We start from the raw sequence: 16,004 nt of genomic DNA, 5'->3' as shown, positions 1-16,004 counted from the left end.
GGTTCAGTCCAGGGAGGCTTTTTGTTTTCCTTTTCCGCGAAACGGGCAACCGGTAACTGGTAACTGGTAACCTGCAGTCCCGAACCTGGAACCTGCCACCCTTTTCCGCCTTTCTGCTTTAACGTAAGTTAATTGACTGCTTCTTGCTGATTGATACCGCATAAACCAGCAACTTGGATGTTTGATTAGATTAAAAACCGCATAAATTGCGTTATTGGTTGGTTATTTTGCTTTTTTGTGCGTTAAATAAGGTTATATTGCAATACAACCACTACTAACCGTATATGCTTAAAAAAGAGCGCCAGGCTTATATTTTGCATCAGGTGAACCTGCACAATAAAGTGCTATCGTCGCTGCTTAGCCAGGAGATCAGGGTATCGGAAGACACTATTCGCAGGGACCTGCAGGAACTGGCCGATGAAGGCAAGATCATAAAAGTACATGGCGGAGCGCTGAGCCATTCCTTCAACGAGGTACATTACCCGGCCGACAACGTTTATTCACAAGACCATAAAAAGATAATCGCCCATAAAGCGGCGGCCCTTATACAAAACGACATGTTTGTGCTTACCAGTGGTGGCACTACCATCATTGAACTGGCCCGTGCATTGCCGCGCCAGTTAAAAGCCACGTTCATGTCGGGCAGTATTCCGGCTATCCTGGAATACATGCAACACCCAAGCATCGATGTTATTATGATCGGTGACCGCATTTCAAAAAACTCAAAGATCACCATAGGCGCCGAAGCCATTGCCAAGATCAAACAAATCAATGCCGACCTGTGCTTTTTAGGCATCAACGCTATTGATATTAAACATGGCACTACCGACAACGATTGGGAAGTAGTGCAATTGAAAAAGGCAATGATCCAGTCGGCCCGCAAAACGGTTTGTTTAACCATCTCTGAAAAGATCAATACGCTACAACCTATCCATATCTGTGATATTCAGCAAATAGATGTGCTTATTACAGAGCTTCCACCCGACGATCCCAGATTGAGGCCGTATATCGAGCTGGGGATCCAGGTTTTATAACCATATCATGACTTATGAAAACGATGCTTTCTGAACACGTTCAATATTAGTTGAACAGAAAAGCCTTTTCCCTATTCAAGCACAGATTCATTGACCCAAAAAAACTGTATGAGAAAATTCACCAGGCTGCTACAGGCAGTTAAAAAACCAAAAAGTAATAGTATGAGAAAATGGAAGCTATTTAGTTTGGTCATGTTTGCAACACTTAACATGATTACAAACACCCTGATGGCACAAGGAGTTCCCATTAACGGGACCGTGCTTGCAGAAGATGGTACACCACTGCCAGGAGTAACAGTTACGCTGGTGGGCACAAGCCATGCCACCGTTACCGATATGAAAGGCGCATTCACCCTTACGGCAAAAGAAGGCGCTATGCTTGAATTCAGCTATGTGGGTTATTCCAGACAAAAGATAAAAGCCACTGCAGGTATGCAGGTACACATGGTGATGGGCGATAACGGCCAGATGCAGGATGTGGTGGTTACAGCGATGGGCATTAAAAAAGAACGGAAAGCATTGGGGTATTCAGTTACCGAGCTGAACGCAGGAGAGTTGATGAAAAATAAAAACACCAACGTGGTAAACTCGCTGGTAGGTAAAGTGCCTGGTGTAAACGTTACCCAGTTTAGTGGTGCAGCGGGAGCCGGCGCCTCTATCACCATTCGCGGTGGTAATTCTACCTCAGAAAACCGGCAGAACTCGCCCTTATTTGTAGTGGATGGTGTTATCTATGATAACTCCACTCAACCTACCGGTAATTCTGGTACTGATGGAGCTACCCGCAGTAATACCACGTATTCAAACCGGGTGATGGATATTAACCCCGAAGATATCGAAAGCCTGTCGGTATTGAAGGGCGCAGCAGCAGCAGCGTTGTATGGATCACGGGCGGCTGATGGGGTTATCATCATCACTACCAAGAAAGGAGCCGAAGGCACGGTAAAAGTGAGTGTGGCCAGTAAAGTAGTCAGCAGCTGGGCGAATAAATTGCCTGAAGCGCAAACCCAGTTTGCCAATGGTAGTTATCCTTCCATCAATGGGGTGCTTAATACGAATACCTATAGCAACTGGGGCCTGCCAGTTGGTCCATCAGATACGATCTATAACAATATCAAGGATTTCTTTCAGCACGGTATTACGTATGATAACAACGTGAACGTATCGGGCGGTTCAAAGAATGGTTCTTTTTATTTATCGGGTTCTAATTTTAAACAAACCGGTATTTTGCCAAACACCGGGTATAATAAAACTACTTTCCGGTTTAATGGCGAGCAGAAGTATGGTGCGCTTACCCTGAACGCCAATGTGGCTTATTCTGTTGCCAATACCGACAGAACATTAACTACTTCCGGTTTATATGGTGGCGGAGGTAATGGGGCTATGGGCGCTGTTTATACCTGGCCGCAGGTATTCAATATGAGTAATTATCAAAACCCCGATGGTACGCAATATCGTAAATTGGCCGGAGCGCTTCCATTGGAAAGCGATGTAGACAACCCATACTGGATCGTTAATAAAGATAGACTCACCTCACAAACAAAACGTATCACCGGCGGCATCAACGCCAGCTACAAAATTGCCAACTGGTGGGATGTGATAGCGCGCCTGGGTTACGACCAGTATTATACGAATGATTATTCCTATACAGCACCTGGTTCGGCAGTAATACAAATGTATCAGAACGGCCGCCTGAGCAAAAACCAGGTTAGTTATGCCTATACTACCACCACATTAATGAGTAACTGGCATAAAACGTTTAAAGGTTTTGATACGCACCTGATGTTGGGAACCACTTCAGAGAATACCGATGGCACCAGCCAGAACCATTGGGGGTACAATTTTATTTCTGCCAACAACATCAGCTTCCTGAACTTCGCGCCAACGAATCAATTCTTCAGAGATAACGTAAGCAAAAAACGGTTGGTAGGTGCCTATGGCGAAGTAGGCGTTTCTTATAAAGACATTGCTTTTTTAACGGCCACCGCCCGTAACGACTGGTCGTCTACATTGCCTCAGGATCACTGGTCTTATTTTTATCCGTCTATCAGCGGTTCATTCGTATTTACCCAGTTGATACCCGATATTCCCTATCTTTCTTTTGGTAAGGTACGTGCCAGTTGGGCGCGCGTTGGTAAAGATGCGACTCCATATGTTACCTCTACTTATTTGAACAGCCCGATCAACTACGGATCCTTTGTTGGAGTTGGTAACCAATACACCAAGGGAAATCCCTATTTAATGCCTGAAATTCAGAATAGCTGGGAAGTTGGCGGTGAATTGCGGTTCCTGAAAAACCGGATTGGTTTGGATTATACGTATTACCACAGCGAAACCTCGAACCAGATTGCCTCGCCACGTTTATCCAATACATCCGGGTACATTTTGATGTCGATCAACTCAGGTTCTGTAATTAACAAAGGAATGGAAGTAGCCCTTACCGGTAAAGCCATTTCCCAGAAAGATTTCACCTGGGATGTAATGCTGAACTTCTCCTATAACAAAGGCAGATTGGGGAACTTCCTGCCCGGGGTGTCCTATTTTTATCCTACAGATGCCCAGTTCGGATCAGTAAAAGCAGCCTCCATTCCCAATGGCGGTTATTTCCTGGGTATGACCGGTACTACGCTGTTGCGTGAAACAGATGCCAACAAAAAAGAAATTCCCAATGGCCGCTACCTGGTTGATCCTTTAACAGGATTATATAAGACCAACACCAATAACCCGATCGTGGGTAACCGCGAACCGAGTTGGCTGGCTGGCTTTAACAATACATTCCGCTACAAGCATTTTATTTTATCAGTGTTGTTCGACGTCCGCAAGGGTGGCGATGTGTATAACGGAACAGACTATGCTATGGTGTTGAACGGGTTAAGTAAGAAGACCCTGTTGAATAACCGCCAATCGGTAACTGTAACCGGTGTTAACGCCGTAACAGGCGCTGATTTTGATCAAACTTACGAGGCAGATAAGTCATATGTGATTAATGGCCAAACGGTTTCAGGTAAGTATATCATCCAACGGTATTGGTCAAGTACAGAAAGCGGGGTAGGTAGCTACGTCCAGAATTCAATGAATTTTATCACTTCGGTAAACTGGGTGAAACTGCGTTCCCTGTCGTTAACCTATGACTTCACCAGTATGTTGAAGAATAAGAAGATCTTCAAAGAAATTTCTGCAACGGCAATAGGCTACAATTTACATACATGGACCAACTACAAAGGAATGGATCCTGAAGTAAGCGCAGCAGGCGGAACAGGCGGTTCAGGTTCAACCGGGATCGATTACCTGGGTGTGCCCGCAGTTGCCAGCTTTACTTTAGGGGTAAATATGACCTTTTAACCAAATGACTAAAAAGAAAACTATGAGAAGTATTAAATATATAATATTAGGTGGCCTGCTTGCAATGGGTGCAACCTCCTGTAAAAAGTGGCTGGATGTAAATGTTGACCCGAGTACTCCTAGCAATGCTACCGCAGCAGAGCAAAACCGGTTGCCATGGATCCAGAAATTTTATTGTTATACCGCAGGGGTTACCAATTTCCGTACCTCATGCATATCCGGTATTTATTATAGCACAACTGCCTCTGCCACCGGTAATGTGAATGCATTCAGCACTACCATGTCGGCTCCAGGTACCTCTGTTAATATCACGCCGTATCAAACCTGGTTTATAGAGGTAGCTTCCAATTTGAGCGATCTGTATAGTTCAGCCCAGAAAAAGAATGCGTATCATTATATGGCTGCAGCTGATGTATTTCATGCACTGGGTTTTATGGAAATGCTGGATATCTATGGTGAAATGCCTTATACACAGGCGTTAACCCAAAACCCAAGCCCTGCCTATGATGATGGCAAAACCATATACTACGGTTGTATGGCAAAATTGAATGAGGCCATCGATCTGTTCAGCAGGACGCAGGATGCCAACGCGCCCAAACTGGCAGCCGGCGACATGTGGAACAATGGAGATGTAAACAAGTGGATAAAACTTTGCTGGGGGTTGAAAGCCCGCTATATGCTTAAGCTGTCAAAAAAAGCAGACCTGTATAATGCAGACTCTATTTTATATTGTTTGTCTAAAGGGCCGCAAAGCATTGCCGACAATGTGGTGCTCACCGGTTTAAACAACAGTACCGTAACCGATTATTTGCTGGGCGATCCGGTGGTAACAAACGGTAACTTCGATTATGCGGCGTATGGCAGCGCCAACCGCATTACAAAATACTATTACGACCTGCTGACCAATATGCGTGGCGCCGGTGTGGTAGACCCCCGCATGACTAAAATTGTACCGGCTACCATGGCTGGTGTGCAATTAGATGCCAATGGCCGGGCTACAGGTTATACCTGGCTTCGTTCAATAGGCGTTGATTCTTACGAAGCGGCAACCCGCCTGGTAAAAGGTGGCCCTGCATCTATTTTATCAACCACTTATGCCGCTACGAATACATCCCTGAAATACACCATCAGCAACGCTACAGACAAAGCGAATTTTATTGCTGCGCAGGTGTCGGCCGGACGTACTTATTCGGTGGTGGCAGATACTGTAACAGTTACCTACAAAGCAGGATCCCTGTATATAAACAGTAACAACTACGTGTATGCGGGCGATACAGTGTATGTAAATATGCGTAGCAGTGCATTGGCTACATCAGGCATTGCCACCCAGGGGGAAAAGGATGTTAGCTGGTATCCTACTGCTGCTGCGTTTAGTGCTGGCGCTGTAGCTTCTACCGGTTCCTTCCAGGTTCGCCCGGTTAGCGACCAGGAAATTCTTACCTATCACGAAATGCAGTTTATCAAGGCGGAAGTGCTGATGAGAAAGGGTGATGTTGCCAATGCTTATATTGCTTATAAAGCCGCTATTCAGGCGCACCTGGATATGATGCAGGCCAAGCTCACCTCCTGGAAGGCCGCAGGGTTCAATGCTACCAATCCCGATATGACGCCCATGGATGCGACTGCCATCGCTACTTATATGAATAGTGCTGCCCTTGCAGGCTCAGGCGATCTGACTATGCAGGACATTATGCTGCAGAAATATGTTGCCATGGGTTGCAGTATTGAAAACTATAACGACATGCGCCGGTTTAATTTCAGCGCCGGTAATGTAGGATCTTTTGGCGTGGTTTATCCCGGTTATAAGCGCGGGCCCTTATTTTCAGGCGGCGCTCAATATACTGGCGGCACCCCAACAGATCCCCGGTATTGGTCACGCCGCTGGGCTTTACCAACAACGCTTGAATTAAACTATAACTTAAACAATGCCCTTGCTGTGAACTCACATGCAACAGATCCAAACATCTGGAGTATGCCTGTTTGGTGGGATTGCGCAACGGATGCAGAATATAATGGATATATTGGTAAATAACATGTTGTAAATATTAATTAAAAGGCCTCCGAATTGTCCGGGGGCCTTTTTGCTTAACGCTAAACGCTGAAGGCTTAACGCTTACTCGCGAATGGGTGGTTTTCGCCTTTGGCCTTCAGCCTTCCGCGTTCAACGTTAAGCCTTTAGCCTTCGGCCTTAAGCTTTTAGCCAGCGTTTAGTGCTTTCTCCATATAAATAGCTCCTGGCATGGGGTTGAACCGGTAAGGTTCAATGGGGTAGAACCCAGCCGCTGTGTAAAGTTTGATGGCTGCCTGCATTTCCGGAACAGTATCGAGGCGGATAGCCTTATAACCTAACAGCCTGGCCTCATCGAGCGAAAGTTGCAGCAGCTGCTTACCCAATTGGTGGCCACGATAGGCGGGGTCAACAAACATTCTTTTTAACTCTGAAATCTTGTCGTCAATCTTTCTGACCCCCGCGCAGGCAATGGCTTTCTCCCAATCATAAACCAGTAACAGCACCCCGGTAGGCCCATTGTATTCGAGATGAATTTCTTCCAGTTCCCTGTCAACATCCTGGAAGCTCAGTTCAAAACTCAGGGATTTAATGTATTGAAGAAACAGTAGCTTTCCGTTTTCAAAGTCTGTGGTAGTAGCTGCTTTTTTTATAATAAAGGAATGTCCGTTGCTCATAGTGCAAAGGTAATAAGGAGAATAATCAATAAACAGGAGCAGAAACGGGGGAGTACGGTAGATCAGATGGAATAAAAAAAATGCAGGGAGATTCCAGTGTGCAATGGATCGTTGTTTGCCTGTTTTGGTATAATAACGGCCTGTAATGAGGTCTCTTTAGGCTGAAAACGATTCGTTGCAGCCAGGAAACGAATCATTGCAGACCGGAAACGATGCATTACAGGGATGTAACGGTAAATATCAATTAACAGCCACCGCTTTGGTGCTTGTTACTGTAACAGCAGCGTTGTTCATTACAGATTTTTGCATAACCGCAATTCCCAGTGCAATACCGCTAAACGCAAGCGCTTCAAATACACTGGTAATTTCATTGCCCTTTGCCCCATAAGGATCGGCCATGGCGCGGGGAATGTGAAGCAGGATCAGCCAGCCGAAGAGCATGGCGCTTGCCAGCAGGGCTATTCTTCTTCTCCTGATCTTTAAAATAATAGCGGTACCGGTACCTATCAGGGCAACCCCGGCAAGGTATGTCCAGAAGGTATGGTCGGGCACCCATGCCGGCACCAGGGTAGCGACAAACTCAGTATAAAAGAAGTGATCGATGCCAAACAACAACAGGGTGGTGGCAAAGAAGAATTTTCCGAATGGGACGAGTTTTTCGATAACCGAAAATGTGGCTTGTTTAGGGGAGTTGGCTGAGATCCCTGCTATAACAAAAGCACCGCCCGAAAGGGCCAGTTCTTTAAGCGGGTCTGTCCATAAACCAAGGTGTGCAGGGGAGTTAGGTTGACCAAAGAGGATGTAAGGGCATTGAATAAATACCAGGCAAAACAATAAAAAGCTGCCCAGCAGCAGGGAAACATTTTTTTTATTTCTGCCTAATAAGATCAATGCGCCGGCAGCGACAATAGCAACGCCAATCAAATAGGCAAGCACAGGTGTTTGCAGCCAGTGAGGCCAGGCCGGCAATATGACCGGGCGAAATGCCGAATAAATGAAATGCTGTATGCCAATACCCATTATGCCAATGCCAAAGAAAATGCGTGCGGTTGTAATGCTGGCTTGTCGTAAATAAGCAGGGATCATGTTGGTTAGTTTGTAAGTATGTTGAATTATACTTATATCATACCTCGTAGCAGCTCTGCTAAATTTATTAAATAATCTCAATAAACAGGAAATCGTTTTACCGTATTGGGGTAAATTTACAGATCAATTCCTCCTTTCATGCAATTACGGCCACATCCCGCTCTGACCAATCTCGTCAGGCACTACCTGGTGCTGGATGGTGCGTCAACTGCAGCCAGTGTACACCGGTTGTTTGCAGATGGCAATACCGGGTTGGTCTTTAATCTTAATAATGCAACGCTGTGCACTACAGATGCGGCTCCTGCCCAACACACCTGCTGGGTATACGGACAGGTAAGCACCTACCACGATTTGTTACTTACCGGCAGCATCAACTGGGTGGTGGCAGTGCTGCAACCCTATGCGGCTTATCATGTATGGGGCATACCGGCAACAGAATGGTTGAATGGTTTGTTTCCGGCAGCGGAAGTGTTAGGCCGGGAGGTAACTACAATAACAAATAGATTAGCAAACGCACAGGATGTGCATGACCGTGTAAGATTGCTGGATAACTTCTTCCTGCAGGCGATCGATAAAGAACCCAATCCTGATCCGTTGATCGTTCAGGCGGTGCAGTATATAAACAGCCGGCACGGGATTGTATCTGTAGAATCACTGCTCAAATCATTGCCGGTGAATGAACGAACACTGGAAAGAAAATTTAAACTGCATATAGGTATAACCCCAAAACGGTTGGTGGATGTTATCCGGCTTACCCATAGTGCCAAAAGAATGCAACGGATATCGGGACGTCTATTAACCGGCGTGGCGTATGATAGTGGTTATTTTGATCAGGCGCATTTTATAAAAGAGTTTAAAAAATATACCGGCATCACTCCGCATCAGTATCATGCCCAGGCGCATCCCCTGGCCCTGAATTTCCTCCGGTTGTAAGATTGTCGGAATTATACAATCTGCCCCCATTGAGTCCTGCTAGCTTTGCTATATGGAACCAATAAAGATCGCTACGGCGCAATTTGAAAATCGCAGTGATGATAAGGCGTATAACCTGAGTATTATTCGACAAATGGCGGCACAGGCAAGGGCACAGGGCGCCCAGGTGATTGCCTTTCATGAATGTTCTGTTACCGGGTATACATTTGCCCGCCACCTCAATAAAGCGCAGCTTACTGCCATTGCTGAGTTAATTCCCGAAGGGGAGAGCATGCAGTCATTGACAGCCATTGCCCGGGAACTGGACATAGTTATTTTAGCCGGGTTGTTCGAGAAAACTACAAGCGGCGCCTTACACAAAGCCTATGTATGTGTAGATAAAAATGGGCTGATGGCCAAATACCGCAAGTTGCATCCGTTCATCAATCCGCACCTTACACCCGGTAATGAATACGTGGTATTTGACCTGTTGGGTTGGAAATGCGGGATCCTGATCTGTTACGATAATAACATTATTGAAAATGTAAGGGCCACCACTTTGCTGGGCGCCGATATTATTTTTATGCCGCATGTAACCATGTGCACGCCTTCACCCCGGCCAGGTGCTGGTTTTGTTGATCCGGAACTATGGCAAAAGCGGGAAGAAGATCCTACCTTGTTGCGGGCGGAGTTTGATGGACTGAAAGGCCGGAGCTGGCTGATGAAATGGTTACCTGCACGGGCCTACGATAATGGCGTTTATGTCGTTTTCTCCAACCCGGTAGGAATGGATGATGACCAGTTAAAGAATGGGTGCAGCATGATCCTCGATCCGTTTGGGGATGTGTTGGCCGAGTGCCGCCAGTTAGGGAATGATCTTGCCATTGCCACATTAACACCGCAAAAGCTAACGCAGGCGGGCGGTTACCGGTATAAAAACGCCCGGCGGCCTGAATTGTATGGCCACATTATTGCAGCGCCCCATACTGCGGTACAAAAAGTGGCCTGGAAGGACGAGTAAGGACCGGACCGTGACCATTATTATTCCAATGCTGCGTACCTCTTAAAGAAAACAATTGGTCATACAAATTTTCCAGGCCGAATGTGCCAATGGCGCCATAATCTTCTATCTTTTTAATCTGGCCATTGTTATATTTTATTTCCAGCGTTACAGTTTGGTCATCGGTCCAATTTACCCGGTATTTGTTTTTAAGTGAAGGGAGCTTAATGTAGTTGATCGTTGCTATCAGTTGCAGGTAGGTGGAGTCGTCTATAATTGTTTTAAATTCTCCTTTTTTATCGTTGTACTCAATGGCGTTGAAGTTGGCGCTTTTGTCGGCTTTGATAGATAACTCAAAGATAGGGCATTCTCCATAGCAGCCGCTGGTTTCAAAATTGATCTCTTCAATTGTCAATTTATCGGGAGCAGGATTATATTCTGCAAAACCACCTGGTCGCAGCACCAGGGTGTCTTTTGTGGTAGTATCTCTGTTCGACAGCCTGCCGGGGTAGCCTTTGATTACAAGTAATGGTGTTTTGTTGATTTTGATTATATCTGTTAACGTGTATTTGAACAGGGTAAAAGCGCCCTTATCAATGCTGTGAATATGAAATTTGCCGTTCCCATTGTCGGTTACAGCCAGCAGATATTTGCCGTTCACAACAAGGTCGGTAAGGCCATTCTGGTCCAGGTCAAGTTTAAAGAATTTCCCTTTTCCAAAAGGAGAATTGTCGGGGATTTTGTTGACGGTATGGAATATGTCATCCAGGTATTTATTTACTTTGCAGAGGAATTCCTGCACATCTTCATTCGTTTTTAAATTATCGATCTCATTGCCAATGGCAAATGCCGACGTCAACAATAAAATTATTAGGGTGGTAATGTGCTTCATGGGAGCCTGTATTGTAATAGCAGATGCAAAAATGGGGAAAGTGCATAAGTTTGGAATAATAATCTTTCTTAATTTTAATGATTCCTAATCCATCGTTCATGATCAGCAGAACAATTCCCTCCACCGGCGAAACCATTCCCGTAATAGGGATGGGTACGTACAGCACGTTTGATACCAATAATAAAACGGCTATCGACTCACTGGCAAACGTTCTGAACATCTTTTACCAGGGAGGCGGCCGCCTGCTGGATAGTTCGCCCATGTATGGCAATGCCGAGCGAATGGTAGGTATGCTTACCGGTAAGGCGCCCTTTGCCAATGAATTATTTTATGCTACCAAGGTCTGGACAAGAGGGTTAGAACATGGCATCAGGCAAATGGAACATTCCATGGAGCTGATGGGTCGCAAGGTGATTGACCTGATGCAGATCCATAATCTCACCGATTGGAAAACGCATCTGCCGGTATTAAGAGAATGGAAGGAAGCCGGAAAGATCAGGTATCTCGGCATTACGCATTACACCTCCGGTAGTTACGATGACCTGGAAAAGGTAATGCGCACCGAGCCCATTGATTTTGTGCAGTTCAATTATTCCATGCTGGAACGGGACGCGGAAGACCAGTTACTGTCCGTTGCAGCCGAACTGGGCGTGGCTACGCTCATCAACAGACCATTTGGCCAGGGGCGGCTGTTTGCACATTTGAAAAACGAACCCTTACCTGGCTGGGCAGCCGATTTAGGTATTGAAAGCTGGGGCGCTTTTCTGTTGAAATATATTATAGGGCATCCTGCTGTAACCTGCGTGATCCCTGCTTCTTCCAACGCCAAACACATGGCCGATAATATGAAAGCAGGCGAGGGGACATTACCTGATGAACGTGCCAGGAAAAAAATGCTGGACTTTGTATGGGCGTTATAAACTATACTCTTTTGAAACGTTTCTTGTAATTGAGAAATTTCTTCTCATACAATGAATAGGATAAAATAGCAACGATCAAAAGCGTTGCCAGGTTTAACAATAACAGCCAGCCATTCTTGCCGGCATGGTGCCAGGGTTGTTTGTAGGTGAACAGTTGCTGCCAGATGTACAGGCTATAAGAAAGGACCCCCAGTTTTTTCATCCACCCATATTCCAGCAGGCGGCCGAAAATAGCTTCTTCTTTTAAATTAAGAATTATCACGAAGGCTACTATAAAGCCAAAGACCGGTACCGAAAATAAGCGTACCGTTGCGGGCAGTGTGGGATATAAGAGAATGCTGCTAACTATAAATAACAGCAAGGAGCTAATTGCAGGCGCCTTGTCATTAACGAAGGTGATAAACCTGTTTTGGGTTAACAGCAGAATGGAAAAAAGAGAACCTGTCAGGATCAACACGGTTCCGCCCCCAAATAAATTCACCACCCAGCTTATTGCATCATAAATAAATCCAGGGACATCAGTATCCAGTTTTTTGGTATGGATGTATGATAAAATTGGTAAAATAACGATCAAACAAACTATTAATCTTTTGTAATTACGTACACTCAGCGTTACAAGTAAGATGGGGAATAGCAGGTAAAATTGTTCCTCCACGCCCAGGCTCCAGAAATGTCCGGTATACCAATCGAAATTTTGAAGAACGGGTAAGTTTTTTATAAACAGGAAACAGGTTATAAAGGACCGGCCTGGAATGGCCAGCCTGAAAATATAATTCAAACAAATCAACACGAGTAAGAAGCCGTAAGCAACCGGCAGAATGCGGAGGCAACGGCGAATATAAAAGCCTTTAAGACTGATGCTGCCATATTGCAGTCTTTCTTTAAGCAGCAGGGTGGTTATTAAAAAGCCGCTGATCACAAAGAACACATAGACGCCAATAAGGCCGGCATAATTACTGCCCAAAAAAGGAGTGAAGGTGTGGGCTATTATTACGATGGCGATGGAAACGCCCCTGAGTCCATCCAGCGCGCGAAAGCCGGGGCGTTGAAGGCCAGCAGGAAGGTTGATTGTTGAGTCGCCCATTGGTGTAAAGAAACGAATATACACAAACCCTGGCTATTGGCCTGCACCCCGGACAGTACAGGCTGGTTTGTGAATGAAGTACTGTAATTTCACCTCCCATAATTGCCATATGAATTTATTCTACAGAACATTTCTGTTTCTACTGTTATTACCGGGCTTCTCCCGGGCACAGGATTTTTCATTCACCGATAAGGGAAAAGGGTTACAGATCCTGTACAGTCCTTCCGGACCTAAACTGGATTCTATCACCGCACATTTACTGGCGAATGATATAAAGATGGTAACCGGTAACCAGCCACCGGTTATCACGGATGTGGCTAATGCAAAAGGTAATGTAATTGTAATTGGAAATATTACTTCTTTACTCATAAAAGAATTTGTTGGCAACCGTACAGCATTGGATAGTGTACGTGGCAGGTGGGAATGTTACGGAACCATGGTAATTGAAAATCCCAATAGCCTTATTTCAAGCGCATTGGTAATTGCGGGCAGCGACACCCGCGGAACAGCCTTTGGCGTTTTTTCCATTTCATCATTATTGGGCGTATCGCCCTGGTACTGGTGGGCCGATGTGCCGGTGAAGCCACGAAAGGAATTGACGTTTACATTATCTCCGGAGATCTCCAGGCCACCTACGGTGAAATACCGCGGCATTTTTATCAATGATGAAGACTGGGGACTGCAACCCTGGGCGGCCAAAACATTTGAACCCGAAACCGGAGATATAGGTCCAAAGACATATGCCAAAGTATTTGAGTTGTTATTACGCTTAAAAGCCAATCTCATCTGGCCTGCCATGCACCCCAGTACCAAAGCCTTTTTTAGCTATCCGGGAAACAGAAAGATGGCGGAAGAGTATGGCATTGTGTTGGGTACCTCCCATGCCGAGCCGATGTTGCGTAACAATGTAAGCGAGTGGGACGAAAAAAAGATGGGGCCCTTTAATTATTTCACCAATAAAGACAAGGTGTATCAGTACTGGGAAAGCCGGGTAAAAGAATCAACTGCCCTCGAAGCTATTTATACCATGGGCATGCGGGGCGTGCACGACAGCGGTATGGAGGGTGTAAAAAGCGCCAAAGAGGCCGTACCGTTACTGGAGCAGATCATAAAAGATCAGCGGGGTTTGCTGGAAAAATACCGGGGCGTAAAAACAGATTCTATTCTGCAGGTATTTACCGCATATAAAGAAGTGCTGGATATTTATGATAATGGATTGAAAATTCCTGATGACATCACGCTGGTATGGCCCGATGATAATTATGGGTACATCCAGCGTTTAAGTACTCCAGAGGAACAAAAACGCTCCGGCGGTTCCGGTGTTTATTACCATACTTCTTACTGGGGCCGGCCGCATGATTATCTCTGGCTGCCTTCTACCCATCCGGGATTGATGTATGAAGAAATGGATAAGGCCCGGCGGGCAGGCGCCACCAAATTGTGGGTGTTGAATGTGGGGGATATAAAACCGCTCGAATATAATATTGAACTTTTTTTGAAAATGGCTTTTGACTCACTGCCTCCAAAGGAGGCTGCGCCGTGGAGAACCTGGCGCCAATTCTGGCAGGTAAAAAATGACTTCAATGCTGAAAGATTAATGTTAGAATATTATCAACTGGCATTTGAACGAAGGCCGGAGTTTTTGGGCTGGAGCCGGACAGAACCTACTACGCAAACGACCACTACGCAATACAATCATTTTTATTATGGCGATGAAGCGCAAAAACGACTGGATAGGTATGATACGCTGGTAAAAAAGGTAAATGAACTTCGGCTGACTATTGATACAAGTGCAAGGGCCGCTTTTTATCAACTGATCTATTACCCGGTTGTCTGCGCTGCCTGGATGAATAAAAAATTCCTGTACCGCGATAAAGCCATCTACTACGCCAAACAGAACAGGTTAAGCGCTTTTGATTACGCGGCACAGTCAAAAGCTGCCTATGATAGCATCGTAAAAGAAACAGATTATTATAACGACGTGTTGTCGGGTGGCAAATGGAAGAATATAATGTCGATGAAACCGCGTAACCTGCCCGTTTACCAGGAGCAGGAAATCCCGGCATTTACTATTGACAGATCGGCTGGCTGGAGCATTGCACCGGAAGGCTTTGTTACAAAAGATTCCTCATTGATACCGGGTAATGGTACAATGCTGCCAGACTTCGATAATGTAAACAAACAACGGTTCTTTATTGATGTTTTTTTGAATGACGACAAACCTGTTGAATGGAAGGTCAGTGTTTCTGCAACCTGGATAAGGCTTTCTCAAAAAAGCGGATCGTTAAGTAAGGAATGGGGAAAGAACCAGGTGCGGATTTGGGTAGACGTTGATTGGGATAAAGTTGGGAAGAAGGAAGAATTGACCGGCAGGATCATTTTTACAGGAAGCGGCAAACAAAAGGAAGTAATGGTCAGATGTCATAAACCGTTTGGTAAAGGACGTGGTGATTTTGATTGGGGCGAGTATGCAGAGAATAACGGATATGTTTGTATTCATGCAATGGATCTCGAAGTCTATCACAGTGGGAATGCTTATTGGTGGATGTCAATGATAGATATGGGCTATACAGGAGCTACGTTCGAGGTGACCCGCTTATCCGAAACCCGGGATTCAGGCATAAAAATGGATAGTGCCAGTCTTGTCTATAAATTTGATAATTATACACCCGCGGCGCCAAAGCTTACGGTTTATACCATACCCACTCAACCGCTCAATAATAATTTCAGTATGCGGTACGGAGTATCTGTCGATGATGGACCGGTTACCGTAGTTGACTTTAAAACTGTGGGCAGAAGTGAGGAATGGAAAGAGAATGTTTTACGTAACCGGGCTGAGCGCACCATTCAGATCCCACATCTTAATAAAGGCCAACACACTTTGAAAATATATGCAATAGATCCAGGTGTTATCGTGGATGAGATCCGCATTGATTTCGGTGGGTTAAAAAAAGCATACAGCGCTATTCCGGCAACTACACCGTTTAACTGGCATAATAGATATTGAAAAATATATAAAACATGAAGACATTACGATTTGCCTGTCTGT

11 protein-coding genes are annotated in these 16,004 nt (G+C 45.4%); 7 read left to right on the top strand and 4 right to left on the bottom strand.

Annotated elements, in window-relative coordinates; genetic code table 11:
• Positions 1–284: 284 nt before the first annotated feature.
• From NIAKO_RS19195 to NIAKO_RS19185, 3 genes are all read left to right on the top strand, one after another.
• On the top strand, positions 285–1,034 hold the full coding sequence (locus NIAKO_RS19195; RefSeq protein WP_014220109.1) for a DeoR/GlpR family DNA-binding transcription regulator: 750 nt from the start codon (positions 285–287) through the stop codon (positions 1,032–1,034).
• A gap of 228 nt (positions 1,035–1,262) precedes the next feature.
• Entirely contained in the window at positions 1,263–4,376 is a 3,114-nt protein-coding gene (locus tag NIAKO_RS19190) for a SusC/RagA family TonB-linked outer membrane protein (RefSeq protein ID WP_242675461.1), read from the top strand.
• 22 nt (positions 4,377–4,398) lie between these two features.
• Positions 4,399–6,408 (top strand): SusD/RagB family nutrient-binding outer membrane lipoprotein, encoded by a 2,010-nt coding sequence (locus NIAKO_RS19185; protein ID WP_014220107.1) that lies wholly within the window; start codon positions 4,399–4,401, stop codon positions 6,406–6,408.
• Between the two features lie 164 nt (positions 6,409–6,572).
• On the opposite strand, the gene NIAKO_RS19180 is transcribed toward NIAKO_RS19185, so the two are convergent.
• Positions 6,573–7,061 carry a GNAT family N-acetyltransferase gene (locus tag NIAKO_RS19180; RefSeq protein ID WP_014220106.1) on the bottom strand — a complete coding sequence of 163 codons (489 nt, stop codon included), beginning with the start codon at positions 7,059–7,061 and terminating at the stop codon, positions 6,573–6,575.
• Positions 7,062–7,301: 240 nt separating this feature from the next.
• The gene (locus NIAKO_RS19175; protein WP_014220105.1) at positions 7,302–8,147 is read right to left on the bottom strand and encodes a DoxX family protein; all 846 of its coding nucleotides are present in this window, start codon (positions 8,145–8,147) and stop codon (positions 7,302–7,304) included.
• A gap of 138 nt (positions 8,148–8,285) precedes the next feature.
• Here NIAKO_RS19175 and NIAKO_RS19170 point away from each other — a divergent pair, with 138 nt between their 5' ends.
• The gene (locus NIAKO_RS19170; RefSeq protein ID WP_014220104.1) at positions 8,286–9,080 is read left to right on the top strand and encodes a helix-turn-helix transcriptional regulator; all 795 of its coding nucleotides are present in this window, start codon (positions 8,286–8,288) and stop codon (positions 9,078–9,080) included.
• 52 nt (positions 9,081–9,132) lie between these two features.
• A complete protein-coding gene (locus NIAKO_RS19165) occupies positions 9,133–10,080 on the top strand; it encodes a nitrilase family protein (RefSeq protein WP_014220103.1) in 948 nt (315 codons plus the stop codon).
• On the opposite strand, the gene NIAKO_RS19160 is transcribed toward NIAKO_RS19165, so the two are convergent.
• Entirely contained in the window at positions 10,028–10,951 is a 924-nt protein-coding gene (locus tag NIAKO_RS19160) for a DUF6438 domain-containing protein (protein ID WP_014220102.1), read from the bottom strand. The genes NIAKO_RS19165 and NIAKO_RS19160 overlap by 53 nt on opposite strands.
• A gap of 98 nt (positions 10,952–11,049) precedes the next feature.
• Between NIAKO_RS19160 and NIAKO_RS19155 the strand changes: the two genes are divergently transcribed.
• Complete coding sequence (locus tag NIAKO_RS19155) at positions 11,050–11,871, top strand: aldo/keto reductase (protein ID WP_107685590.1); 822 nt, start codon at positions 11,050–11,052, stop codon at positions 11,869–11,871.
• Position 11,872: 1 nt separating this feature from the next.
• Here NIAKO_RS19155 and NIAKO_RS19150 read toward each other — a convergent pair whose 3' ends face one another.
• Positions 11,873–12,955: an acyltransferase family protein gene (locus tag NIAKO_RS19150; RefSeq protein WP_014220100.1), complete on the bottom strand. Its 1,083-nt coding sequence runs from the start codon at positions 12,953–12,955 to the stop codon at positions 11,873–11,875.
• 109 nt (positions 12,956–13,064) lie between these two features.
• On the opposite strand from NIAKO_RS19150, the gene NIAKO_RS19145 reads away from it, so the two are divergent.
• The gene (locus NIAKO_RS19145) at positions 13,065–15,962 is read left to right on the top strand and encodes a glycosyl hydrolase 115 family protein (RefSeq protein WP_014220099.1); all 2,898 of its coding nucleotides are present in this window, start codon (positions 13,065–13,067) and stop codon (positions 15,960–15,962) included.
• Positions 15,963–16,004: the final 42 nt, after the last annotated feature.

It is taken from the genome of Niastella koreensis GR20-10, assembly GCF_000246855.1.
Lineage (GTDB): Bacteria > Bacteroidota > Bacteroidia > Chitinophagales > Chitinophagaceae > Niastella > Niastella koreensis.
Note: the sequence above shows the minus strand (reverse complement) of the source record. Positions and strands in the feature narration are given on the sequence as shown.